At 73.7% G+C, this 23,040-nt stretch carries 23 protein-coding genes; 18 read left to right on the top strand and 5 right to left on the bottom strand.

The genetic code is table 11. The features are described 5' to 3' along the window. The first annotated feature begins 1 nt into the window (after position 1). The 7 genes from mycP (at position 2) to O7607_RS19040 (ending at position 9,151) form a co-directional block, all read left to right on the top strand. Positions 2 to 1,480: a type VII secretion-associated serine protease mycosin gene (mycP, locus tag O7607_RS19010; protein WP_269704559.1), complete on the top strand. Its 1,479-nt coding sequence runs from the start codon at positions 2 to 4 to the stop codon at positions 1,478 to 1,480. A 490-nt stretch (positions 1,481 to 1,970) separates the two neighbouring features. Beyond that, positions 1,971 to 2,690, top strand: coding sequence for a TIGR03936 family radical SAM-associated protein (locus tag O7607_RS19015; protein ID WP_269707026.1), 720 nt, complete (start codon positions 1,971 to 1,973; stop codon positions 2,688 to 2,690). Between the two features lie 130 nt (positions 2,691 to 2,820). Continuing rightward, on the top strand, positions 2,821 to 6,225 hold the full coding sequence (locus tag O7607_RS19020) for an Rne/Rng family ribonuclease (RefSeq protein ID WP_269704560.1): 3,405 nt from the start codon (positions 2,821 to 2,823) through the stop codon (positions 6,223 to 6,225). 295 nt (positions 6,226 to 6,520) lie between these two features. Continuing rightward, positions 6,521 to 6,835: a 50S ribosomal protein L21 gene (gene rplU, locus O7607_RS19025; RefSeq protein WP_018787289.1), complete on the top strand. Its 315-nt coding sequence runs from the start codon at positions 6,521 to 6,523 to the stop codon at positions 6,833 to 6,835. Between the two features lie 11 nt (positions 6,836 to 6,846). Beyond that, entirely contained in the window at positions 6,847 to 7,101 is a 255-nt protein-coding gene (rpmA, locus tag O7607_RS19030) for a 50S ribosomal protein L27 (RefSeq protein ID WP_013288010.1), read from the top strand. 89 nt (positions 7,102 to 7,190) lie between these two features. Next, positions 7,191 to 8,642 carry a GTPase ObgE gene (gene obgE, locus O7607_RS19035; protein ID WP_269704561.1) on the top strand — a complete coding sequence of 484 codons (1,452 nt, stop codon included), beginning with the start codon at positions 7,191 to 7,193 and terminating at the stop codon, positions 8,640 to 8,642. Positions 8,643 to 8,701: 59 nt separating this feature from the next. Further along, positions 8,702 to 9,151, top strand: coding sequence for a GNAT family N-acetyltransferase (locus tag O7607_RS19040; protein WP_269704562.1), 450 nt, complete (start codon positions 8,702 to 8,704; stop codon positions 9,149 to 9,151). Between the two features lie 14 nt (positions 9,152 to 9,165). Here O7607_RS19040 and O7607_RS19045 read toward each other — a convergent pair whose 3' ends face one another. Both O7607_RS19045 and O7607_RS19050 read right to left on the bottom strand, forming a co-directional pair. Beyond that, entirely contained in the window at positions 9,166 to 9,825 is a 660-nt protein-coding gene (locus O7607_RS19045; protein WP_269704563.1) for a DUF6766 family protein, read from the bottom strand. Positions 9,826 to 9,910: 85 nt separating this feature from the next. Then, positions 9,911 to 10,381 (bottom strand): DUF4383 domain-containing protein, encoded by a 471-nt coding sequence (locus tag O7607_RS19050; RefSeq protein ID WP_269704564.1) that lies wholly within the window; start codon positions 10,379 to 10,381, stop codon positions 9,911 to 9,913. A 197-nt stretch (positions 10,382 to 10,578) separates the two neighbouring features. Here O7607_RS19050 and O7607_RS19055 point away from each other — a divergent pair, with 197 nt between their 5' ends. From O7607_RS19055 to O7607_RS19065, 3 genes are read left to right on the top strand one after another with little or no spacing between them, the layout of a single operon-like run. Next, positions 10,579 to 11,364, top strand: a complete 786-nt coding sequence (locus tag O7607_RS19055; RefSeq protein WP_269704565.1) for a hypothetical protein — start codon at positions 10,579 to 10,581, stop codon at positions 11,362 to 11,364. Positions 11,365 to 11,395: 31 nt separating this feature from the next. Beyond that, positions 11,396 to 11,848, top strand: coding sequence for a phage holin family protein (locus O7607_RS19060; protein WP_120573620.1), 453 nt, complete (start codon positions 11,396 to 11,398; stop codon positions 11,846 to 11,848). Beyond that, the gene (locus tag O7607_RS19065; RefSeq protein WP_269704566.1) at positions 11,845 to 12,483 is read left to right on the top strand and encodes a DUF3618 domain-containing protein; all 639 of its coding nucleotides are present in this window, start codon (positions 11,845 to 11,847) and stop codon (positions 12,481 to 12,483) included. Before O7607_RS19060 ends, O7607_RS19065 begins: the two co-directional genes overlap by 4 nt. A gap of 65 nt (positions 12,484 to 12,548) precedes the next feature. Here O7607_RS19065 and O7607_RS19070 read toward each other — a convergent pair whose 3' ends face one another. Continuing rightward, entirely contained in the window at positions 12,549 to 13,637 is a 1,089-nt protein-coding gene (locus O7607_RS19070; protein ID WP_269704567.1) for a glycosyltransferase, read from the bottom strand. Between the two features lie 122 nt (positions 13,638 to 13,759). Between O7607_RS19070 and O7607_RS19075 the strand changes: the two genes are divergently transcribed. After that, a complete protein-coding gene (locus tag O7607_RS19075) occupies positions 13,760 to 14,398 on the top strand; it encodes an SRPBCC family protein (protein WP_269704568.1) in 639 nt (212 codons plus the stop codon). After that, positions 14,395 to 15,573, top strand: a complete 1,179-nt coding sequence (locus tag O7607_RS19080; RefSeq protein ID WP_269704569.1) for a zinc-dependent alcohol dehydrogenase — start codon at positions 14,395 to 14,397, stop codon at positions 15,571 to 15,573. The genes O7607_RS19075 and O7607_RS19080 overlap by 4 nt, the downstream gene beginning before the upstream one ends. 21 nt (positions 15,574 to 15,594) lie before the next feature. Here O7607_RS19080 and O7607_RS19085 read toward each other — a convergent pair whose 3' ends face one another. After that, positions 15,595 to 16,875 (bottom strand): cytochrome P450, encoded by a 1,281-nt coding sequence (locus O7607_RS19085; RefSeq protein WP_269704570.1) that lies wholly within the window; start codon positions 16,873 to 16,875, stop codon positions 15,595 to 15,597. A gap of 238 nt (positions 16,876 to 17,113) precedes the next feature. On the opposite strand from O7607_RS19085, the gene O7607_RS19090 reads away from it, so the two are divergent. Beyond that, positions 17,114 to 17,500 (top strand): hypothetical protein, encoded by a 387-nt coding sequence (locus tag O7607_RS19090; protein WP_269704571.1) that lies wholly within the window; start codon positions 17,114 to 17,116, stop codon positions 17,498 to 17,500. Positions 17,501 to 17,507: 7 nt separating this feature from the next. On the opposite strand, the gene O7607_RS19095 is transcribed toward O7607_RS19090, so the two are convergent. Further along, positions 17,508 to 17,726: a DUF397 domain-containing protein gene (locus O7607_RS19095; RefSeq protein ID WP_013287999.1), complete on the bottom strand. Its 219-nt coding sequence runs from the start codon at positions 17,724 to 17,726 to the stop codon at positions 17,508 to 17,510. 66 nt (positions 17,727 to 17,792) lie between these two features. On the opposite strand from O7607_RS19095, the gene pepN reads away from it, so the two are divergent. From pepN to O7607_RS19120, 5 genes are all read left to right on the top strand, one after another. After that, on the top strand, positions 17,793 to 20,309 hold the full coding sequence (gene pepN / locus O7607_RS19100; RefSeq protein ID WP_269704572.1) for an aminopeptidase N: 2,517 nt from the start codon (positions 17,793 to 17,795) through the stop codon (positions 20,307 to 20,309). 82 nt (positions 20,310 to 20,391) lie between these two features. Continuing rightward, positions 20,392 to 20,988: a nicotinate-nucleotide adenylyltransferase gene (gene nadD, locus O7607_RS19105; protein ID WP_013475510.1), complete on the top strand. Its 597-nt coding sequence runs from the start codon at positions 20,392 to 20,394 to the stop codon at positions 20,986 to 20,988. A 110-nt stretch (positions 20,989 to 21,098) separates the two neighbouring features. Further along, positions 21,099 to 21,503, top strand: a complete 405-nt coding sequence (gene rsfS / locus O7607_RS19110; RefSeq protein WP_210898053.1) for a ribosome silencing factor — start codon at positions 21,099 to 21,101, stop codon at positions 21,501 to 21,503. Then, entirely contained in the window at positions 21,500 to 22,129 is a 630-nt protein-coding gene (locus O7607_RS19115) for a histidine phosphatase family protein (RefSeq protein ID WP_047893492.1), read from the top strand. The genes rsfS and O7607_RS19115 overlap by 4 nt, the downstream gene beginning before the upstream one ends. Before the next feature lie 48 nt (positions 22,130 to 22,177). After that, positions 22,178 to 23,032 (top strand): DegV family protein, encoded by an 855-nt coding sequence (locus tag O7607_RS19120; protein WP_269704573.1) that lies wholly within the window; start codon positions 22,178 to 22,180, stop codon positions 23,030 to 23,032. The last annotated feature ends 8 nt before the right edge of the window (positions 23,033 to 23,040 follow it).

The raw sequence follows: 23,040 nt of genomic DNA on the forward strand, positions 1-23,040 counted from the left end.
GATGAAGGTGCACGTCGGTGCGCTCCGGCCGGTGGCGGCCGGCCTGCTCGCCGGGCTGATGCTGCTGGGTGCCGCCGCCCAGCCGGCGGTCGCCGCTCCGCGCCGTGCCGAGCAGTGGTATCTGGACGAGCTGCGGATCGACAGGGCGCACCAGATCTCCACCGGCCGGGGCGTCGTCGTCGGCGTGGTGGACACCGGCGTCGACGCGGGGCACCCCGACATGCGGGGCCAGCTGCTGGCCGGGGGGAGCACCCGCGACTCCGGCGACGGGCGGCGCGACCCGGACGGTCACGGCACCCACATGGCCGGGATCATCGCGGCCAACGGGACCGGGGTGGTGGGCATCGCGCCCGACGCCCGGATCCTGCCCATCCGGAAGCCCGCCGGCGACGCGTTCACCTCGGACGACTCCGCGCGGGGCATCCGGATGGCTGTCGACGGCGGGGCGAAGGTGCTCAACCTGTCGTACGGCGGCGCCGGAGCCGTGGAGGAGATCGAGGAGGCCGCGATCCGGTACGCGCTGGAGCGCGACGTGGTCGTGGTGGCCGCCGCCGGGAACGTCCGGCAGGCCGGCCCGGACGTCACCTCACCCGCCAAGATCCCCGGCGTGATCGCGGTGACCGGCACGGTGCGGGGCGGAGGCTTCTGGTCCGGATCGGCCCAGGGCCCGGAGGCGGTGATCGCCGCGCCCGGCGACGAGGTCTACAACATCGGCCCGGACCGGGGCTACGGCTGGGGTGACGGCACCTCCGACGCGGCCGCCGTCGTCTCCGGCGTCGTGGCGCTGATCCGGTCGAAGCACCCGAAGCTCTCCGCGCCCGATGTGATCAACCGGATCATCCGTACCGCCCGGGACGCCGGTCCGCCCGGCCGGGACCCCCGGTTCGGCTTCGGCCGGATCGACCCGGTGGCGGCGCTCACCGCCGACGTGCCGTCGGTGTCGGCGAACCCGCTGCTCGGGGCCGCCCCAGCGAGCGGGTCCGCGCCGCCGGCCGCCGCCGAGGACGACAACTTCGACGTGACGAAGTACGGCGACCGGGGCGGTCCCACCGACCAGCAGGTGATGGTCATCGGCATCGGCATCGCCGTGGCGGTCGTGGTGCTGCTGACGCTCGTGGTGTTCCTGATCTGGAACCGCCGCCGTCACCGGCGCGAACTGGCCGAAGCCGGCTCGATCCCGGACGACGCGCTGGACCGGATGAACGGCGGTGGGCAGGGTCCGCCGGTGCCCGCCGGTCACGCGGCCGCCCCACCGCCCGGCTACGGCGGCTACCCGCCACCCGGCGCGCAACCTCAGCCGGGCGGATACCCGCAGCAGGGCGGATACGCCCAGCCGGGTGGATACGCCCAGCCGGGTGGACATCCGCAGCCGGGCGGGTATCCCCAACCCGGTGCGGGCGCCTACCCGCCCCAGGGCCAGGTCCCCCACGCCCCGCCTGGTCAGAGCCCGTACGCCCCACCCGGCGACAACCGCTCCTGACCCGTCCCGCGCCGGAGGCCCGGCGGCGTGCACCAGCACCCGCCGGCCCTCCGGCAGCCCGGCGCCGAGCGCCCGGCGCCCGCAGCTCGGGCGCCCGCAGGTCGCCCTCGCAGCCCCAACCCGCGCGTCCCGCCTGCACCCCACACCCCGCACCGCGCCCGCCCCGCACCCCGCCCGCACCCGCTCCGCTCCGTCGATCATGAAGTTGGCGGCATGATCAGAGATCAACTTCGCCGTCAACTTCATGATCGACGGGGTTGGGCGGGGTTGGACGGGGTGGGGTGGGAGGCGGCGGGGTGGGAGGCGGTGGGGTGGAGGGAAGGGCGGCGGTGTTTGTGGGGGTTTGGGGTGGGTGGGGTGGCCCCGGGTGTGGGGCGCGGCGGGCGCTGCGCCAGGATGGGACCGATACGCAGGCACAGCCGAGGAGCTCACGATCGCCAGAAAGCCTCAACCCGAGGGCGGCCAGGCCCCCGTCGTCCAGCGGGTCCGTATCCGGTACGCCAAGCGTGGTCCGCTGCGGTTCACCTCGCACCGGGACTTCGCCCGGGCCTTCGAGCGCGCGTTGCGCCGGGCCGGTGTGCCGATCGCCTTCTCCCAGGGCTTCACCCCGCACCCGAAGATCTCGTACGCCTCGGCCGCCCCGACGGGTGTGGCGAGCGAGGCCGAGTACCTGGAGATCGGGCTCCGGGAGCCGGTCGACCCGGCGCGGCTGCGCGAGGCGCTCGACGCCGCGCTCTCGCCCGGACTCGACGTCCTCGACGCGGTGGAGGCCACCGGCGGCAGCCTGGCCGACCGGATCGAGGCGTCGTACTGGCGGATCGAGCTGCCCGAGGTCGATCCGAAGGTGCTCGCGGCCGCCGTGGCGGCGTTCACCGCCGCCGAGGAGATCCAGGTCGAGCGGATGACCAAGCAGGGGCGGCGTACGTTCGACGCCCGCGCGGCAGTGGTGTCTATCGATGTCATGGCTCCGGCTGAGACGCCTTCCGGGGCGGCGGCCGTGCCGTGTGCGATACTCGAACTGGTCGTGCGGCAGGTCACCCCGTCCGTTCGGCCCGATGACGTCCTGTCCGGCCTCCGCGCGGTGGCCGCCTTGGAGCCGCCGGTCACCCCGAAGGTGATCCGGCTGGCGCAGGGCACGCTGACCGCGCAGGGCGAGATCGTCGATCCGTTGGAAGCGGATCGCGACGGGGCAACCATCGGAGAGCGCTGACCGTCGGTCAACGCTCTGGCAGGCAGACTTCGGCGGTCGCGCGCCTGCGCGCCCGGCGGAAACACCTTTGCGGCAACCCTGCGTGGCAGCGCTCACCCGCGCCCGGGGCGGCCAGAACTGGAGAACGTCCATGCTCGAGAACGAGCCCGAGGGCAGCGAACGGACCGGCGCAGAGCCGGCCGGGACGACCGCCGACAGTGCCGGCACCGCCTCCGGCAGCGCCGCGAACACGACGCCGGCTGGCGCCGAGGGCGCCACCACGGAGGGCACCGCCACCGTGGAGGGCACCGCCGTCGCGGAAGGCACCGCCACCGTGGAGGGCGCCGCCGAGACCAAGCCGCCGGCCCGGAAGCGGGCCAGCCGTCGCAAGGTCGCCCCGCTGAACCAGCCGGAGCAGACCGACGCGCCCGTCGAGGCGTCCACGGCCGCGACGGGCAGCGGCGAGTCGCCCCAGGCCGAGGTGTTCGCACCGGTGGCCGGCGAACTGGACACCGCGCCGAAGACCACCCGGCGGCGCCGTAAGGCGACCCCGGCGAAGGCGGTCGAGGAGCCGGTGGCCGCGGCCGGGGTGGAGGCGGCCTCGGAGGAGGTCGTGCCGCCGGTCAAGGTGACCCGGACGCGTCGCCGCAAGGCCACGCCGCCGGCTGCCGAGCCGGTCGCGCCGGACGAGACCGCCGGGCAGACGTCCGCGGACGTGATCGACGGGCCGGTCTCCGCGGCCGGTGGCGACCTGATCGCCGAGGGACGCGCCGACATCGACGGCGGCGAGGCAACCGCCCCGGACGGGACCGCCGTCGGGGAGACCGCGGGTACCGCCGCCGGGACCGGCGGGCGGACCCGCACCGGACGGCGCGCCGCCGCCGGCAAGACCACCGCCGCCGGCGACAGGACCACCGGCGGGAACGAGGGCACCACCAGCGGGAACGAGGCCGCCGGCGCCGGCATGGCGAGCACGGGCGGCGTGGCCGCCATCGGTGAGCCCACCGGCGAGGACATCGAGGACGAGGACGCCGAGAGCGAGACCGGCGAGACCGTCGAGGACGCGAGCGGCGCGTCGGCGCGTACCGCAGAGGTCGACCTGGCCCGCAGCGGCGGCCCGGCGGACGCGACGGGCGTCGTGTCGACGGGCGCCGCCGTGCCGCGCGCCGCCGAGGAGCCGGCCGAGACGCCGCCGGCCACCGGCCGCCGTCGTCGTGCCGCGCTCTCCGCGCCGACCGTCCTGTTCATGGCGCCGCAGCCCGACGAGGCACCCGCCGTCCAGGTCACGTACCCGGCGGCGGAGGAGCCGATCGAGGAAGCGGTCGAGACCGGCCGGCGCCGCCGTCGCGGCCGCCGTGAGGTCGAGCCGGTCGAGGCCGAGGTCGAGCCCGAGGTCGCCGAGGAGGAGCCGGCCACCGAGGCCGAGGAGACCGCCGAGACGGACGAGGACGACGAGACGGCCGCGGGCCGCCGTCGCCGTCGCCGGGGCCGCCGGGGTCGTGGCCGGGGCAAGGGCGGCGCGGACGAGGCCGACGACGAGGACATCGAGGAGCCCGTCGCGGCGGAGACCGCCGAGGGCGAGGCCGAGGAGACCGCCGAGGACGAGGAGGCCGAGGGCGAGGGGATGACCCGTCGCCGTCGCCGCCGTCGTCGCCGGGGGGCGGGGGAGTCGGACACCGCCGCCGAGGACGGCGTGCCGACCGTCGTCAAGATCCGTGAGCCGCGCAAGCCGGTCGACGAGGTGCAGGGCGTCTCCGGCTCGACCCGGCTGGAGGCCAAGCGGCAGCGCCGCCGGGACGGCCGCGAGCAGCGGCGTACCCGGCCGCCGATCCTGAGCGAGTCGGAGTTCCTGGCCCGCCGCGAGGCGGTGGACCGGGTGATGGTGGTCCGCCAGCGCGGCGACCGCACCCAGATCGCCGTGCTCGAGGACGGGGTGCTCGTCGAGCACTACGTCACGCGGAACTCGTCCGGCACCATGGCCGGCAACGTCTACCTGGGCAAGGTCCAGAACGTCCTGCCGAGCATGGAGGCGGCGTTCGTCGACATCGGGCGCGGGCGCAACGCGGTCCTGTACGCCGGTGAGGTCAACTGGGACGCCACCGGCCTGGAGGGCCGGGCCCGCTCGATCGAGCAGGCGCTGCGCTCCGGCGACTCGGTGCTGGTGCAGGTGACGAAGGACCCGATCGGGCACAAGGGCGCGCGGCTGACCAGCCACATCGCGCTCTCCGGCCGGCACCTGGTCTACGTGCCGAACGGCAACGCGTCCGGGATCAGCCGCAAGCTGCCCGACACCGAGCGCAAGCGGCTGCGGGACGTGCTGAAGAAGCTGGTGCCGGACGGCGCCGGGGTGATCGTCCGGACCGCGGCCGAGGGCGCCAGCGAGGACGAGCTGGCGCGTGACGTCAAGCGGCTCCAGGCGCAGTGGGAGGACATCCAGGCCAAGGCGACCGAGGGTGGCGCCCCGGTGCTGCTCTACGAGGAGCCGGACCTGGTCATCCGCGTGGTCCGGGACCTCTTCAACGAGGACTTCCGCGAACTGGTCATCGAGGGTGAGTCCGCGTACGGCGAGGTCGAGTCGTACCTGTCGCACGTGTCTCCGGACCTGGTGGCGCGGCTGCGCCGGCACGCCGGGGTGGCGGACGTGTTCGCCGAGTACCGGATCGACGAGCAGATCCTCAAGGGGCTGGACCGGAAGGTCTTCCTCCCCTCGGGCGGTTCGCTGGTGATCGACCGCACCGAGGCGATGACTGTCATCGACGTCAACACCGGCAAGTACACCGGCTCCGGCGGCAACCTGGAGGAGACGGTCACCCGCAACAACCTGGAGGCGGCCGAGGAGATCGTGCGCCAGCTGCGGCTGCGTGACCTCGGCGGCATCGTGGTGATCGACTTCATCGACATGGTGCTGGAGTCGAACCGGGAGCTGGTGCTGCGCCGGCTCACCGAGTGCCTCGGCCGGGACCGCACGAAGCACCAGGTCACCGAGATCACCTCGCTCGGCCTGGTGCAGATGACCCGCAAGCGCATCGGCGCGGGCCTGCTGGAGGCGTTCAGCGAGACCTGCGAGTGCTGCAAGGGCCGGGGCGTGATCATCCACACCGAGCCGGTGCCGGAGAAGCCACGCGGCGGCGCGGGGGAGAAGGTCAAGGCGGTCGCCTCGGCGGTGGCCGCGCCGGCCGAGGAGAAGAGTGGCCGGCGCCGGGGCCGCAAGGCCGCCGCGGAGAAGCCCGCCGTGGAGGCCGCGCCGGAGCAGCCGGCCGCGCAGCCGCAGGCTGCCGCCGAGCCGCCCGCGGCCGTCGCGCCGCCGGAGCGGACCGTCGCCGAGGTGGTCGAGAACGACGACGACTACTACGACACCCAGGGCTACGACCTGTCCCGGTTCGAGTCGGAGACGCCGGCCGCCCCGGCGGTCGCGGACAGCCAGGAGGGCGACTCGGCCCGGCTGGCCGCCGCCGACGACCCGGACGCGATCGGAGACGGGGACAACGACGACGACAGCGGTGCCCCGCGCCGGCGGGCGCGGCGCGGCGGGGCCCGGCGGCGTACCCGGCCGTGAGGCTCTGACCTGCTCGAACAGGACCCCTGAATCCGTGCGCTATGGGTGGATTCAGGGGTTCTGTCGTGTCCGTCGGCCCGCCGGGACGGCGCGGACCGCGGGGCCGGTTTGGGGGGCGGGCCGGGTATGCCGTACGCTTGCCTGCGGCGCACTTTGGTGTGCCGAGTTCCCGCGTGCCCGCGCTGCCGGTGTCACGGCTCCCGGCGAGACGCCGTGGGAACGACCGCGAACGGTGTGACAGCCGACAGCGGTGGAATAGACGCCAGTAGCCTCAACGACAGGGAGTCCGCCTCCGATGTACGCGATCGTCAAGACCGGCGGCAAGCAGTACAAGGTCGCCGAGGGCGACGTGATCGAGGTCGAGAAGCTCGCCGGTGCCCCCGGCGACGCGGTGAAGCTCACCGCGGTGCTCCTCGTCGACGGTGACGACCTGGTGACCGACGCGGCCAAGCTCGCGAAGGTCGCGGTGTCCGGCGAGATCGCCGCGCACACCAAGGGCCCGAAGATCCGGATCCACAAGTTCAAGAACAAGACCGGCTACCACAAGCGCCAGGGTCACCGCCAGCCGCTGACCCAGGTCAAGGTGACCGGCATCTCCAGCGGGAAGTAGGTCGTCCTCCAATGGCTCACAAAAAGGGTGCGTCCAGCTCGCGTAACGGCCGTGACTCCGCGGCCCAGCGACTCGGCGTGAAGCGCTTCGGTGGTCAGGTCGTCAGCGCGGGTGAGATCCTCATCCGTCAGCGTGGCACCAAGTTCCACCCCGGTGACCTGGTCGGCCGTGGCGGCGACGACACGCTGTTCGCGCTGGCCGCCGGTTCGGTGCAGTTCGGCACCAAGCGCGGTCGCAAGACCGTCAGCATCGTGCCGCAGCAGTAGTTCTCCTGCGAAGCGGGCCGCGGACCTCGAGTCCCGGCCCGCTTCGCTTTTCCCCGTGCGGGGCGGACCCCGCTGGAAGGATTGGCGTCGTGACGACGTTCGTTGACCGGGTCGTCCTGCACATGCAGGCCGGCGACGGCGGGCACGGCTGTGTCTCGATCCACCGGGAGAAGTTCAAGCCGTTCGGCGGGCCGGACGGCGGCAACGGCGGCCACGGCGGCAGCGTGTCGCTGGTGGTCGACCCGCAGGTCACCACGCTGCTCGACTTCCACTTCCGGCCGCACCTGAAGGCCGAGAACGGCAAGGGCGGCGCCGGCTCGAACCGGGACGGCGCCAACGGCCGCGACCTGGTCATCAAGGTGCCGAACGGCACCGTCGTGCAGAGCCTCGACGGCGAGGTGCTGGCCGACCTGGTCGGCGTCGGCACCACGTTCGAGGCGGCCCGGGGCGGCCGGGGCGGGCGCGGCAACGCCTCGCTGGCGAACGCCCGCCGCAAGGCACCCGGCTTCGCCGAGCTGGGGGAGCCCGGCGACCGGCTGGACGTCGTGCTGGAGCTCAAGAGCGTCGCCGACGTGGGCCTGGTCGGCTTCCCGTCCGCCGGCAAGTCGTCGCTGATCTCGGTGATCTCCGCGGCCAAGCCGAAGATCGCCGACTACCCGTTCACCACCCTGGTGCCGAACCTGGGCGTGGTGCGGGTGGACAACCACACCTTCACCGTCGCCGACGTACCCGGCCTGATTCCGGGTGCGGCCAGCGGCAAGGGCCTCGGCCTGGAGTTCCTCCGCCACGTCGAGCGCTGCGCCGTACTGGTGCACGTGATCGACACCGCCACGCTGGAGCCCGGCCGCGACCCGCTCGCCGACATCGACGCCATCGAGTCCGAGCTGTCCCAGTACGGCGGCCTGACCGACCGGCCCCGGCTGGTCGCGCTCAACAAGGTCGACGTGCCGGACGGCAAGGACCTCGCCGACATCGTCCGCCCCGACCTGGAGGCGCGCGGCCTGCGCGTGTTCGACGTCTCCACCGCCACCCGAGAGGGTCTGCGCGAGCTGATGTACGCGATGGCGGAGCTGGTCGACCAGGGCCGCCGCGCCGCCCCGCCCGCCGAGCCGACCCGGATCGTGATCCGCCCGAAGGCGGTCGACGACGCCGGCTTCACCATCGAGGCCGAGCCGGACGGCTCGTACACGGTGCGCGGCAGCCGGCCGGAGCGCTGGGTCAAGCAGACCAACTTCGACAACGACGAGGCGGTGGGTTACCTGGCCGACCGGCTGGCCCGCCTCGGCGTCGAGGAGAAGCTCGCGAAGGCCGGCGCCCAGGCCGGCGACCTGGTGCGCATCGGTGACCGGGAGTTCGACTGGCAGCCGACGCTCTACGCCGGCGTCGACTTCGTACCCGGCAACCGGGGCACCGACGTGCGGCTGGAGGAGAAGACGAACCGGCCGTCGGCGTCGGACCGGCTCGCGGCCCGCAAGGCCCGCCGGGTCCGGCCGGAGGACGAGGTCGAGGCCGCGCCGGCGGCGGAAGCGGACGCCGAGTAGCCGTTTCCGGGTCGGTGGCGGGAAACCTGCGCGAAATCCGGCGGATCTAGCGTACGGGCATGTTGATCGAGTCCCGTCCCGCCACCGATCCGGAGATTGCCGCGCTCGTCGTCGCCCAGCAGCGTGAGCTGCGCGACGCGGACGGCGGGCTGGACGGGCAGGTCACCGTCGTGCACACCGACATCCACTACCTGGCCGCAGTGGTGGGCGGCCGGGCGGTCGGCTGCGGCGGGCTCCAGGCGCTCGACGCCGACACCGGTGAGCTGAAGCGGATGTACGTGCGGCCGGCGTTCCGGGGGCGGGGCATCGCCCGGCAGCTGCTCGTGGCGCTGGAGGAACTGGCGTTCCAGGCGGGGCACCGCACGGTGTGCCTGGAGACGGGCACCTACCTGCCGGCCGCGATCGGGCTCTACCGGTCCAGCGGCTACGAGCCGATCCCGGTGTACGGCGAGTACGTGGACAACCCGTACAGCGTCTGCTTCGCCAAGCGGCTGCCGGTGGCGGCCTGATCGGCGGCTGACGCTCAGGCGCTCGTCTGCGCGTGCGGCGCGGTGACCGGCTTGGACTCCGGGCTGGCGTGCTGGCGCAGCACGATGCTGAGCAGGATCAGCACGCCGACGGCGAGGAACTCGCTCTGCCAGTTCTGCATCGACTGGAACCAGAAGTCGCTGGTGCCGAGGAACTGCCACGCGCTGATCGGGGCTGCGCCGCTCTCCAGCGCCTGCTCCTGGTTGTAGGCGGCCACGCCGCCGAACAGGTGCCCCAGGAACGCGCCCCCGAAGATCATCAAAAGCGCGATGGAGAGGCTGTTGCGGTAGACCACGAGCGGCAGCCCGCCGACGCGTACCGGCCACGGCGAATCGGGGCGGGCGTGGTCGCGGTTGTCCTCCGGCCGGTCCGTCTGGTCCTCCGGCTTCGACTCGGCCGAGCCCTTCTGCACCAGGTACGCGGTGAGCAGCACGTACCCGCCCATCTGGAGGAACTCCGACTCCCAGTTCTCGAACACCGCCTCGGCGAAGTGCCCGGTGCCGAGATAGGCCCACCAGCTCAGCGGCTCGGCGCCGTACCGGCTCAGCTCCTCGTTGTGCACCTGCCAGCCGAACACGCTCTGCAACAGCAGGAAAACCAGGAACGCGCCGAGCATGGCGACCGAGAGCATGTTGTCGCGCAACCACCGTGGCATCGCCGGACCTCCTCGACCCGCTCGCGGTTGCCCTCCTGCCCGGCATCGGGCCGGGGCAAACGCCGCACCGGCGTGTCGCGCCTGGTCAGGGGCGGTCGAACGGGGCTTCCACCCGGGTGCCGGTGCCGAGGTTGTTGTTGAGCAGCAGGCCGGCGGCGAGCATGCCGAAACCGAGGACCAGGTGCAGCCAGTTGTCGGCGTCGTTCACCGGCACGAAGTTGGCAGCGGTGTCGCGGTCGATGGCGAAGCCGTACAGCCAGAGCACCAGGTAGAGCGCGCCGCCACCGGCCAGGAAGACCCGTGCCCCGGCCAGCCGCCGGGCCATCACCAGACCGACCAGCCCGAACAGCAGGTGCACCAGGTTGTGCAGCACCGACACCTGGAACACCCCGAGCAGCTTCGCCTCGGAGTGATGCCCGGCGAACGTCAGCTCGCCGTAGTGCGTGGTGATGCCGGGAATGAAACCGAGCACGCCGATGAGCGCGAAGACGGCGGCCGCCGCGAGGGCGACCTTCTGCACCGTAGGCCGGGCGTGTTCGCGCACGTCACGTGCCATCCCTGTCACCCCCGTGGAACTCGCCGCCGCCCGGGCGGGCAGGCACCCCATTGTCTGACCGGGGTGGGGCGCTTCCGCAGAGAATTCACGAATCAGGCATGGACCCACCGACCCGGGGTAGGGCGATTGTCACGCGGAAACAAATCCGCGTACCCCCCGAAGACAACCGCTGGGAAGACACGAGCGGAAGGGACATCATGACTCAGGATCTTTCCCCCAGTTCGGCCACGTACCAGTCGACGAACGGTGGTGGCGGTGTACGGGACCAGGCCCGCCAGGTCGGCTCCGACGCCGCGAACGCGGGCGGCGCCGTGGCGCAGACCGCCAGGGAGCAGGGCCGGGAGGTGGTGGGCGAGGCCAAGCGGCAGGCCCGCGACCTCTACAGCGAGACCCGCAGCCAGGTCACCGCGCAGGCCGGTCAGCAGCAGCAGCGCGCCGCCAGCGGACTGCGCTCCCTCGCCGACGAGATGCGCACCATGGCGCAGCAGGGCGGTGGCTCCGGGCCGGTCACCGAGCTGGCCCACCAGGCGGCCGAGCGGGTGCACGGCGTGGCCGGCTGGCTGGAGCAGCGCGAGCCGGGCGACCTGCTCCACGAGGTGAAGAACTACGCCCGCCGCAACCCCGGCACGTTCCTCGTCGGCGCGGCGCTGCTGGGCGTGGTCGCCGGACGGCTCACCCGCAACATCACCGCGCTCGGCGACGACAGCGCGGCGCGGCCGGCGTACGACCCGGACCGTACCGCCGTCATCCCGACCGCGCGTGAGATGCCGGACCAGGTGCCGCCGGGCGGCTACCTCGACCCGACGCCGGGCAGCTACGCCGAGCCGGACCCGGGCTACTCCGCGCCGGGCGCGACCTACCCGACCGGCGGCGCCCCGAACACCTGGGCCGACCCGGCGGGTGGCACCGGTCAGCCGCTGCCGCCGCCGGAGCGCACCGACCCGCTGCCGGGCGTCCCGTCGACCGGCGCTCCCCGCCCGTGACCGGCCGCACCGGCAGAAGGGAGGCGACGGCATGACCGTACCCACGCAGGACCCCGGCTATCAGGCGGCGGGCGCCCCGCCCCACGCCGACGAGGTGCGGAGCAGCTCGATCGGCGACCTGATGCGTCAGGTCACCACGGACCTGTCCACGCTGATGCGCCAGGAGGTCGAGCTGGCCAAGGCGGAGATCCGCCAGGAGGGCAAGAAGGCGGGCAAGGCCGCCGGACTGTTCGGCGGCGCCGGCTTCGGCGGCTACATGGTGGCGCTCTTCGTCTCGATCGCGATCTGGCAGTTCCTCGACAACGTCATGGACTCCGGGCTGGCCGCGCTGATCGTGGCCGTCATCTGGGCCGCTGTCGCGGCGGTCCTGTACTCGATGGGCAAGAAGAACGCCGAGCGGATCCGCGGCCTGAAGCAGACCAACGACAGCGTGCAGCGCATTCCCGACGCGCTCAAGCCGCACCCGGAGGGAGTGACCCGATGAGCACCGATCCCGAGCAGATCCGCCGCGAGATCGAAGCCACCCGCAACAACCTCAGCTCGGACGTGGACGCCTTGGCGTACAAGGTCAGCCCGAGCCGCATCGTCGACGACCGCAAGCAGCGCGTCCGCAGCGCGCTGACGAACGTGAAGGACAAGGTGATGGGAACCGCATCGGACCTCGGCCACAGCACCGGCAACGCCGCCCACTCGGTGGGCGACCACGCCTCCTCGATGGCGTCCACGGTGGGCGACAAGGCGCAGTCCGCCGCCGCCACGGTGAGCGACGCCGCGCACCGGGCGCCGGAGGTGGTGCGGCGCAAGTCCGAGGGCAACCCGATCGCCGCCGGGGTGATCGCCTTCGGTGTCGGCATGCTGGTCTCCTCGCTGATCCCGGCCACCCGCCGCGAGCAGCAGGTCGCCGCGCAGGTCAAGGAGAAGGCCGCCGAGCACGGCGGGGTGGTGAAGGAGAAGCTGGGCGAGGTCGCCGGTGAGCTGAAGGAGGAGCTGCGCGAGCCGGCGCAGCACGCCGCCGAGTCGGTGAAGGCCACCGCGCAGGACGCCGCGCACACGGTCAAGGATGACGGCCGCGCCGCCGCCCAGGACGTCCGGCACAGCGCCGAGCAGGTGCGGTCCTGAAGGTCCGCACCTCCGGTTAGGAAGGGCCCCTTTTTATCGCCCAGGCGATAAAAAGGGGCCCTTCCTTACACCTCGGCGCGCAGCGGTGGTGGGGGCACGGCTCCGGTTTCCACCCAGAGCACCAGGTCGTCGGGGCGGCGCCGGGTCATCCGCCGGCGGAGAACCCGTGTGGAGTTGGCCGCCGTCCGCAGCCGGGCGCCCGCGTAGGGCACCCCGCCGCGCAGCCGCCGGCCCACCGCCAGCCAGGCGCACAGGCCGCGCTCCAGCACCCAGGCGGGCGCGGCCAGGCTCGTGTGCGCCGGGAAGACGCGGGCACCGCCCGCCCGTCGCCGGCCCAGCTCCGCCACCGCGACGGTCGCCAGCCCGGCCCGCAGCAGCAGCCCGGTCCGGCGGGTGGCGAGCGCGACGGCCGTCGCCGGCAGCACCGCCAGCGCGGCCAGCAGCCACCCCGGCCGGGCCGTCTCGTCGTACGCCTGGCGGACGCGCTGCCCGAGGAAGTGCGCGGCGGTGGGCGGGAGTCGCCGCACGTACAGCCACGCCGGGGTGGCGGTGCTGCCGCCGTACGCGCGCACGGTCCGGACCAGTTCCAGGTTCTCGAAGAGCACGTCGGGGTCGTAGCCGCCCATCGCCAGGAACGTGCTCCGCCGCACCGCGAGCGTGCCCGGCCAATCGCCGCCGACCACGCGGGCCAGCAGCGTCCGGCCGGTGTCCCACCAGGCGTGCCAGGGCAGCGGGTCGAAGTGGTTCTGCGGCCGGACCAGGTCCACCCCGTCCAGCATCTGGTGCACCGCGCACAGGGCCGGCAAGTCGTACCGGACGTCGTCGTCGGCGATCACCACGTGCTCGTGCCGGGCCAGCGCGACGCCGGTGAGCACGCCGAGCACCTTGCCGTTGCGACCGCGCAGCGCCGGGTCCGGCGGTACGTGCCGCACCAGCCCGCGCCAGGCGTCGGCGTGCCGGGCGAACAGCTCCGGCGCCGATCCGTCCACCACCACCACGTCGACCCAGCGGCTCAGCTCGCGCAGGTACCCGGTCAGCTCGTCCAGGCCCTCGTCGTCGCGTGCGCGCAGCGGCAGGACGTACGCCATCGGGAGCCGGACCGGCGCGGACGCGGCGGCCTGGTCGCGCGGCTGCGCGACGGTCAGTCGGGTCACGTCGCCTCCCTTCGGGTCGGGGTGACGCGACTTGCCCGGAATGCGGCTGCTGAAACCGTTTCGGGCGGGCTGTGTCGGGTAGCGCAGCCGGATACGGACGGTCCGAGTCGGGAGGAGACGTGATGCCCAGCAACGCGACGAGATGGACGCTGGCCGGCGCTGCCGCGGTGGCCGCGCTCGGAGTCACCCGGACGGTGGCCCGTCGGCGGCACCGGCACCAACCCGACCGGGAGGACGGCTGGTACGTGGTGCGCCGCGGGATCACCGTGGACCGGCCGGTGGACGAGGTGATCGGGTTCTGGACCGACCGGGAACGGCTCGACCGGGGGCTGGCCGAGTGGGCCACGCTGGAGCAGCTCGACGCGAACCGGTGGCGCTGTGTGGCAGCCGACCCGGCCGGCGGCGGCACCGAGTGGCGGGCCGAGATCACCGTCGACGGGCCGGGCCGGTTGAGCTGGCGGGTCACCGACGGGCCGGTCGCCCAGCGCGGCCGGGTCGAACTGGCCGCCGCCCCCCAGGACCGGGGCACCGAGATCCGGGCCGAGCTGCGGTGGCGTTCCGGGCCGATCCGGCGGGCGGCCGGCCTCGTCGGCGGCAGCGACCCGGACCTGGGACTGCGCACGGCGCTGCGCCGGATCAAGTCGCTGGTCGAGACCGGCCAGGTGCTCGACACCCGGCACGACCCGTCCGGGCGCAGCCCGCGCCAGGAACGGGCGACGGACAAGGTACGCGAGAAGCTGATGGCGGGAGGGCGACCGTGAGGGCGTTGTGCTGGGAGGGCGTCGGCAAGCTGGCCGTGCGGGACGTGCCGGAGCCGACCATCAGGTCCGGCGGCGACATCATCGTCAAGGTGCGCGCGAGCAGCGTCTGCGGCTCCGACCTGCACCTGATCAACGGTTACCTGCCGGCGATGCGCGAGGGTGACATCCTCGGCCACGAGTTCATGGGCGAGGTGGTCGAGACCGGCCCGGACGTGCGGCGCATCTCCGTCGGCGACCGGGTGGTGGTCGGCTCGGTGGTGGCCTGCGGCTCGTGCTGGTACTGCCGCACCGAGCAGTTCTCGCTCTGCGACAACTCCAACCCGCAGCCGGTCTTCACCGAGAAGCTGTGGGGCCACTCGCCGGCCGGCATCCTCGGCTACTCGCACGCGGCGGGCGGCTACGCGGGCAGCCACGCCGAGTACATCCGGGTGCCCTTCGGCGATGTCGGCGCGTTCACCGTGCCGGACGGGGTGCCGGACGACTCGGTGGTGTTCGCCTCGGACGCCATGCCGACCGGCTGGATGGCCGCCGACTTCTGCGATCTCAAGGGCGGCGAGGTGGTCGCTGTCTGGGGCGCCGGTGGCGTCGGCCAGATGGCGGCCCGGTCCGCGCAGATCCTCGGCGCCGAGCGGGTCGTGGTCATCGACCGGCTGCCGGAACGGCTCGCCACCGCGGCGCAGCGCCTCGGCGTGGAGACGATCAACTACGCGGAGACCGACGTGCTGGAGGCGCTGCGGGAGATGACCGCCGGGCGCGGCCCGGACGCCTGCATCGAGGCCGTCGGCATGGAGTCGCACGACGTCGGCCCGGCGTACGCGTACGACAAGGCCAAGCAGACGGTACGCGCACAGACCGACCGCCCCACCTCGGTCCGGCAGGCGATCATGGCGGCCCGCAAGGGCGGCACGGTGAGCATCGTCGGCGTGTACGGCGGCCTGGTGGACAAGTTCCCGCTCGGCGCGGCCATGAACAAGGCCCTGGTGCTGCGGATGGGACAGATGCACGCCCAGCGCTACATCCCGATGCTGCTGGACCGGGTCGCGGCCGGCGAGATCGACCCCGGCTACCTGGCCACCCATCCGATGTCGCTGGAACAGGGCGCCCGGGGTTACGAGATCTTCGAGAAGAAGGAGGACGGCTGCCTGCGTACCGTGCTGCACCCGCAGGCCGCCTGACCCGTCCGGGGGTGCGCCCGTTCAGCGCGGCGGGCGTACCCCGCCCGGGCGTGCCCCGTCGAGCGGGCGTACCCCGTCGAGCACCAGCCCGCCGGGCGGCAACGCCGGCATGGTGCCGAGGTCGAGCGCCAGGTCCTGCGGCGGTACGCGGTAGCTCATCGCGCCGGTCAGGTTCGACACGGCCCGCTTCATCAGCTCGATCGTGATCCACTCACCGGCGCAGCGGTGGCCGGTGAAGTGGTCGCCGCCGCCCTGCGGGACCAGGCCGAAGGGATCGTCGCGCCACCCGGCGAAGCGTTCCGGGCGGAACTGCTCCGGCTCGGGCCACACGTCGGGGTGGTGGTTCGTGCCGTACAGGTCGAGCAGCACCCGCCGGCCCTGCGGGAACGCGTACCCCCGCCACTGGAACGAGCGGCGCACCCGGGCCGCGGCGACCGGGAAGAACGGGTAGTAGCGCCGTACCTCCTGCACGAACTGCTCGGTCGCGGCGTCGTCGCCGGGCAGGCGGTCCCGCCAGTGCGGGTGGTCGTGCAGCGCCAGCGCGGCGAAGACCACGTACCGGTCCACCGCGACGGTGGGGCGCAGCACGTTCAGCAGCTCCACAGCGGCGATCCGGCGGGGAAACGGCAGGCCCCGCTCGTCCCGGTGCCCGGCCACCACCGCCAGCGCGCTGCCCTCCGGGGCGGGCACCGTGCCGGCGCGTACCCGCTCGATCAGCTCGCCGGCCCAGCGTTGCGCGCACCGACGGCCGAGCCGTCCGCGCCAGTGCCGGGGGCCCAGCGCGGCCGGGGCCTCGATCATCGCGTGCATCTCGGCGGTGCGGCGCGGCACGTCGGCCTCGGCCGGCGGCACCCCGGCCCAGGCCCAGACCGTACGGGTCAGGATCTCGCCCACCTCGTCGTAGAGCACCACCGGGCCGCCCTCGGCCCAGTCGGGGATCCGGGCCCGCCACTGCTCGTCGAAGATCTCCCCGAGGCGGCGGATCGCGGCCGGGGTCATGATCGACATGAACATCGCCTTGCGGACCCGGTGCGCCTGCCCGTCGAGGCCCTGTACGCCGCCGACGCCGGTGAGCGTGCGCTGCCCGCGCATCGGCATGGCGCCGCGCCGGACGAACCGCTCCTCGTCGTAGAACAGCTCGGCGGCCTCCCGGCCGCGCAGGCAGATGGTCGGTTCCAGCAGCAGCCGGGTCTGGAAGACGTCGGTGCCGAGGCGGTCGCAGCGGGAGCCGACGAAGCGGTAGCCCTCCCGGAGAAACGCGATCGTGCTGTCCGGGCTCCGGTCGCTCGGCATGGTGCTCATCTCGACTGCTCCTGATGCGGTTCGGCGGCGTTGCCTACCTACCCGGCGCGGCGCGGCCGAACCCTCCATCTCAGCAGCTCGGGCCCTTCGGGGGAGGGGCCGGCCACGCGGGGCGGTGCTGGCCCCTCCCCGGGGGCGGAAAAGCTGGTTCCCTCGGGTTCGCGGACCGGCGGTGACCGGTCCGCGAACCGCCGGCGCGGCGTCCGGCGGCGGTCACCGACGACGGGGGAGGGCACTGATGCGTGACGACAGGGCGGTGCGACGGCACCGCGAGGCAGCGGCCCGGCTGCGCGGCGACGGCCGCGACGGGCCGCTGATCGGCGGGCCCCGGCGCCCCGAGGGCCGCCCTCCGCGCTACTTCACCGTGCACCTGGGCTTCGCCGCCGCCGACCCCGCCGTCGCGCGGGAGCACGCCGTGGCGTACGCCGAAGCACTCGGCCTGCTCCGCCCGGAGCTGGCACTCGGCGCGGCGGCGCTGTCCCCGGCGGACGCCTGGCACCGCGCCGAGCGGCTGTTCTGCGACGCCTCCGGGCCTGACGGCGAGCGCTGCGCCGACGTGGCCGGTCACCTCGGCTTCCACCACGCGCCCGGTCCGGGCGGACTCGGCTGGGGCGACGGTGACTGAAGCGCGTTCAGTCCAGGTCGAACTCGCCGTCCTGGGCGCCCGCGACGAACGCATCCCACTCGGCCTGGGTGAAGACCAGCACCGGCCCGTCCGGCTCGGCGGAGTTGCGCATACCGATCAGGTCATCGACGAAGGCCACTTCGACCGCTCCCTCGGAGGTGTCGCCCTCAGCCCGCTGCCAAACCGCCCGGGAGAGGTCGAAATCGCCCTTGGGGTGCTGACCCATCGCTGTTCCTCCATCGCCATGCGTAACGAGACGGCCCGAGCGGACCTCATCGGGCAGGATAAGCGGATGCCGAGCCTCACCCGTGCAGAGGCGACCGCGCGCCGCGCGTCGATCAGTGTCGAGTCCTACGATGTGGACCTCGACCTGACCGGCGACGCCGAGCGGTTCCGCTCCGCCGTCACCATCCGGTTCCGGGCCACCCCCGGCGCCGAGACCTTCGTCGACGTCAAGCCGCGCCGACTCCTCGCCGCCCGCCTCAACGGCCGCGACCTCGACCCGGCCCTGCTCGCCGGCGACCGGCTGCCGCTGACCGGCCTGGCCGAGGACAACACGCTCACCGTCGAGGCCGAGATGGTCTACTCCAACACCGGCGAAGGGCTGCACCGTTTCGTCGACCCGGCCGACGGCGAGACGTACCTGTACGCGATGTCCTTCCTGGACGACGGGCCGCGCATCTTCGCCGCGTTCGACCAGCCCGACCTGAAGGCGCCGGTGACGCTGACCGTCACGGCGCCGCCGGAGTGGACAGTCGCCGCCAACGGGGCGGACGCCGACCGCCCCGCGCCCGGCCGCTGGGAGTTCGCCACCACCGAGCCGCTCGCGACCTACTTCGTCTCGCTGATCGCCGGGCCCTGGCACGTGCTGCGCGCCGAGCACGACGGCATCCCGCTCGGCCTCTACTGTCGGCGCTCGCTCGCCGCCCACCTGGACGCCGACGCCGAGGAGATCTTCACCGTCACCCGGCAGTGCTTCGACCGCTTCCACGAGCTGTTCGCCGAGCGCTACCCGTTCGGCAAGTACGACCAGGCGTTCGTGCCGGAGTTCAACGCCGGCGCGATGGAGAACCCGGGCCTGGTCACGATCCGCGACGACTACGTCTTCCGCTCCGCTGTCACCGACACCCAGCGGGAGCTGCGCGCCACCACCATCGCCCACGAGATGGCGCACATGTGGTTCGGCGACCTGGTCACCATGAGCTGGTGGGACGACCTGTGGCTCAACGAGTCCTTCGCCGAATACCTGGGCACCCGGGTCACCGCCGAGGCGACCCGGTTCGACCGGGCGTGGACCACGTTCGCGAGCCGCCGCAAGGGCTGGGGCTACACCGCCGACCAGCGCCCCTCCACCCACCCGGTGGCGCCGGAGGAGGTGGCCGACGCCGCGCGGGCGCTGCTCAACTTCGACGGCATCTCGTACGCCAAGGGGGCCAGCGTGCTGCGTCAGCTCGTCGCCTGGCTCGGTGACGAGGCGTTCCTGGCCGGGCTGAACGCGCACTTCGCCGCGCACCGGTTCGGCAACGCGACGCTCGCCGACCTGCTGGCCGCCCTGGGTACGGCGAGCGGCCGCGACCTGGACGGCTGGGCGGAACGCTGGCTGCGCCGCGCGCAGGTGAACACGCTGCGGGTCGAGACCGCTGTGGACGCCGACGGGCGGTGGACCGAGGTGGCGATCGTGCAGACCGCCCCGGCGAGCCACCCGGTGCTGCGGCCGCACCGCATCGGCGTGGCCCACCACATCGCTGACGGCCCGGCGTACCGGTTCGAGGTCGACCTCGACCCGGACGCCGACGGTGGCCGCACTCCGCTGCCGGAGCTGGTCGGGCGGCCCGCCACCGGGCTCGTGCTGCCGAACGCCGGTGACCTGACGTTCGCGAAGATCCGGCTCGATCCGGCCTCGGCGGACGCGGTGCCGCTGTTGCTTCCCGGCCTCGACGACTCGCTGGCCCGGGCGCTGCTCTGGGCCGAGACGCTGGACGCGGTCACCGACGGCGAACGGCCGGCCGGCGCGCTCGCCGGGCTGATCGGGGCGGCGCTGCCGGCCGAGACCGAGGTGACGATCGTCGAGGACGTGCTGCTGCTCAGCCGCCGGCTGATCGACCGCTACCTCGACCCGCTCGCCCGGGACGCGGCGCTGCTGCGGGTGGCGAACGCCTGCGCGGCGCTGCTCGACTCGGCGCCCGCGGGCGGTTCCCTGCAACTGGCGGCGGCGCGGGGTCTGGTCGGCGCCACCACCGACACCGCGATGCTGACCGGCTGGCTCGCCGGCAAGGGGGTGCCGCCAGGGCTGGCGATCGACACCGACCTGCGCTGGGCGGTGCTGCGCCGGCTCGTGGTGCTCGGTGCGGCCGGCGCATCGGAGATCGACGCCGAGGCCGCCGCCGACCGCAGCTCCACCGGCGCCGAGCAGGCCGCCGCGTGTCGGGCCGCGCTGCCCGACGCCGACGCGAAGCGGGCCGCCTGGGAGATCGTCACCCGCAGCACCGAGCTGTCCAACCGGCTGGTCGAGGCCACCGCCGAGGGCTTCTGGCAGCCCGAGCAGGCCGAACTGACCGCCGGGTACGTGCAGCGCTACTTCACCGACATGCCGATGGCGGCGCGTCTGCGTACCGCGTGGGTGGCCGACGCGGTCACGGTGGCCGCGTACCCCCGCTACGCCGTGGCGCAGACCACCCGGGAGATGGCCGCGGCGCTGCTGACCCGCGACGACCTCACGCCCGGCCTGCGGCGGTGGGTGACCGACCTGGACGACGACATGCGCCGGGCGCTCGTGGCCCGGACGGCGGTGGCCGCCGCGGCGGCCTGACCGGGCACGCCGGGCGGGGCTCACCCGCCCGGCGTGACCGACCCCGCCCGGGGCCGTCCGGCGGGCAGCCTACGATCGCGGGGTGGAGGAAGACATCCGGCGGGTCGGGATCATGGGTGGCACGTTCGACCCGATCCACCACGGGCACCTGGTGGCGGCGAGCGAGGTGGCCGACCGGTTCGGCCTGGACGAGGTCGTGTTCGTGCCGACCGGGCAACCGTGGCAGAAGGCGGAGGAAGCGGTCACCCCCGCCGAGGACCGCTACCTCATGACGGTGATCGCCACCGCCTCCAACCCGCGTTTCCAGGTGAGCCGGGTCGACATCGACCGGGGTGGTCCCACCTACACCGTCGACACGCTGCGCGACCTGCACGCCGAGTACGGCCCGAAGGCGCAGTTGTTCTTCATCACCGGTGCGGACGCCCTAGAGCGCATCCTCTCCTGGAAGGACCTGGACGAGGCGCTCGAACTGGCCCACTTCATCGGCGTGACCCGGCCCGGCTTCGAACTCACCGACAAGCACCTCCCGGCCGACTCGGTCAGCCTGGTGCAGGTGCCGGCGATGGCGATCTCCTCGACCGACTGCCGCGCGCGGGTCGCCCGGGGGGAGCCGGTGTGGTACTTGGTGCCCGACGGTGTGGTGCAGTACATCGCGAAACGGCGTCTTTACCAGCGGTGATTCGCCCCTTTGTGTCCCGGTTCATGCCTGTAATCGACGAGAACTGACAAGTCGCCGCACCGCCGGGTGTGAGACGCTTGGAGGGTCGCACGGTTGATCGAAGGAGAACGGTGACAGTTTCCGAACGCGCGCACGAGCTGGCGATCGCCGCCGCCCAGGCCGCGGCCGACAAGAAGGCACAGGACATCGTCATCATCGACGTGGGCGACCAGCTCGCGATCACCGACGCGTTCCTGCTGGCCGCCGCTCCGAACGAGCGTCAGGTGCTCGCCATCGTCGACGCCATCGAGGAGCGCCTGCTCGAGCTGCCGGAGAAGGCCAAGCCGGTGCGCCGCGAGGGTGAGCGCGGCGGCCGCTGGGTGCTGCTCGACTACGTCGACATCGTGGTGCACGTCCAGCACACCGAGGAGCGCGAGTTCTACGCGCTCGACCGGCTCTGGAAGGACTGCCCGCAGATCCCGTTCACCGATCGCGACCTGGCCGACTCGGCCGCCGGCACCGCCACCGCCGAATGACCCGCCTGATCATCTGGCGGCACGGCAACACCGACTGGAACGCCGCGAGCCGGGTCCAGGGGCAGACCGACGTGCCGCTCAACGACCTCGGCCGGGAACAGGCCCGCGCCGCCGCGCCGGTGCTCGCCGCGCTGCGCCCGGACGCCATCGTCGCCAGCGACCTGCGCCGGGCCGCCGACACCGCAGCCGCGCTCGCGGCGCTGACCGGGCTGCCGGTCCGCTCCGACGCCCGGCTGCGCGAACGGCACTTCGGCCAGTGGCAGGGCCTCACCCTGACCGAGGTGGCCGAGCGGTTCCCCGACGAGTACGCCCGCTGGCGGGCCGGTGACCCCGACCCGGGCGCCGGCATCGAGCCCCTGGGCGACCTGGGCGCCCGGCTCGGCGCCGGCTTCCAGGACGCCGCCGACCTGGCCACCGGCGGCACCGTCGTGGTGACCACCCACGGCGGCGGCGCCCGGCAGGGCGTCGGGCACCTGCTCGGCTGGGACCACACCGTGCTGCGCAGCCTCGGCTCCCTGGCGAACTGCCACTGGACCGAACTGCGCCACGACGACGTTCGGGGCTGGCACCTGCGGGCGCACAACGTCGGGCTGATCACCCAGCCGGCGCTCACCGACGCGGTCTGACACCTCCGCCCCCGGCACCTCACAGCGCCATCGGCTAGCGTGCCGGTCATGCCCGTCGCGGTCGTCACCGACTCCACCGCCTACCTGCCCCCCGACCTGGTCCGCGCACGCGGGCTCACCGTCGTCCCGCTGACCGTCGTGCTCAACGGTGCGGAAGGACTGGAGGGCATCGAGACCTCCCCGGCCGACGCCACCCGGGCGCTGAGCGGCCGGCGGGTCTCGGTGAGCACGTCCCGGCCCGCGCCGGAACAGTTCGCGCAGGTCTACCGCGCGCTGCTCGCCGACGGCGCCGACGGCGTGGTGTCGGTGCACCTGTCCGCCGAGCTGTCCGGCACCGTCGAGGCCGCCCGGCTGGCCGCCGCCGAGGTCGGCGACGACCGGGTCACCGTCGTCGACAGCCGATCCACCGGCATGGGTCTCGGCTTCCCGGCGCTCGCCGCCGCCGCGGCCGCCGCGCGGGGCGCCGACCTGACCGGGGTACGCGACGCGGCGCTGGACGCGGTCGCCCGGACCACCATCTACTTCTACGTCGACACGCTGGAGTTCCTGCGCCGGGGCGGCCGGATCAACGCGGCCGAGGCGCTGCTCGGCACCGCCCTCTCGGTCAAGCCGATCATGCACATGCCGGACGGCGCGATCGTGGTCAAGGACAAGGTCCGTACCGCCAGCCGGGGCGTGGCACGCCTGGTCGACCTCGCCGTCGAGGCAGCCGGTGACGCCGAGGTGGACCTCGCCGTGCACCACCTCGCCGCGCCGCAGCGGGCCGAGCAGTTGCTGGCTGCGCTGACCGAGCGGCTGGGCGACCGCCTGCACGACACCTACGTCACCGAGGCCGGAGCCGTGGTCGCCGCCCACGCCGGGCCGGGGCTGGCGTGCGTGGTGGTCCACCGCCGCACGCCCTAGGGTGGCCG

Source organism: Micromonospora sp. WMMA1949 (assembly GCF_027460145.1).
Classification (GTDB): Bacteria; Actinomycetota; Actinomycetes; order Mycobacteriales; family Micromonosporaceae; genus Micromonospora.

Excerpts from the sequence above, each read along its gene's own strand:
- mycP (WP_269704559.1), top strand. The coding sequence starts at position 2 with ATGAAGGTGCACGTCGGTGCGCTCCGGCCGGTGGCGGCCGGCCTGCTC.
- O7607_RS19020 (WP_269704560.1), top strand. The coding sequence starts at position 2,821 with ATGCTCGAGAACGAGCCCGAGGGCAGCGAACGGACCGGCGCAGAGCCG.
- rplU (WP_018787289.1), top strand. The coding sequence starts at position 6,521 with ATGTACGCGATCGTCAAGACCGGCGGCAAGCAGTACAAGGTCGCCGAG.
- rpmA (WP_013288010.1), top strand. The coding sequence starts at position 6,847 with ATGGCTCACAAAAAGGGTGCGTCCAGCTCGCGTAACGGCCGTGACTCC.
- O7607_RS19040 (WP_269704562.1), top strand. The coding sequence starts at position 8,702 with ATGTTGATCGAGTCCCGTCCCGCCACCGATCCGGAGATTGCCGCGCTC.
- O7607_RS19045 (WP_269704563.1), bottom strand. The coding sequence starts at position 9,825 with ATGCCACGGTGGTTGCGCGACAACATGCTCTCGGTCGCCATGCTCGGC.
- O7607_RS19050 (WP_269704564.1), bottom strand. The coding sequence starts at position 10,381 with ATGGCACGTGACGTGCGCGAACACGCCCGGCCTACGGTGCAGAAGGTC.
- O7607_RS19055 (WP_269704565.1), top strand. The coding sequence starts at position 10,579 with ATGACTCAGGATCTTTCCCCCAGTTCGGCCACGTACCAGTCGACGAAC.
- O7607_RS19060 (WP_120573620.1), top strand. The coding sequence starts at position 11,396 with ATGACCGTACCCACGCAGGACCCCGGCTATCAGGCGGCGGGCGCCCCG.
- O7607_RS19065 (WP_269704566.1), top strand. The coding sequence starts at position 11,845 with ATGAGCACCGATCCCGAGCAGATCCGCCGCGAGATCGAAGCCACCCGC.
- O7607_RS19075 (WP_269704568.1), top strand. The coding sequence starts at position 13,760 with ATGCCCAGCAACGCGACGAGATGGACGCTGGCCGGCGCTGCCGCGGTG.
- O7607_RS19085 (WP_269704570.1), bottom strand. The coding sequence starts at position 16,875 with ATGAGCACCATGCCGAGCGACCGGAGCCCGGACAGCACGATCGCGTTT.
- O7607_RS19090 (WP_269704571.1), top strand. The coding sequence starts at position 17,114 with ATGCGTGACGACAGGGCGGTGCGACGGCACCGCGAGGCAGCGGCCCGG.
- O7607_RS19095 (WP_013287999.1), bottom strand. The coding sequence starts at position 17,726 with ATGGGTCAGCACCCCAAGGGCGATTTCGACCTCTCCCGGGCGGTTTGG.
- pepN (WP_269704572.1), top strand. The coding sequence starts at position 17,793 with ATGCCGAGCCTCACCCGTGCAGAGGCGACCGCGCGCCGCGCGTCGATC.
- O7607_RS19115 (WP_047893492.1), top strand. The coding sequence starts at position 21,500 with ATGACCCGCCTGATCATCTGGCGGCACGGCAACACCGACTGGAACGCC.
- O7607_RS19120 (WP_269704573.1), top strand. The coding sequence starts at position 22,178 with ATGCCCGTCGCGGTCGTCACCGACTCCACCGCCTACCTGCCCCCCGAC.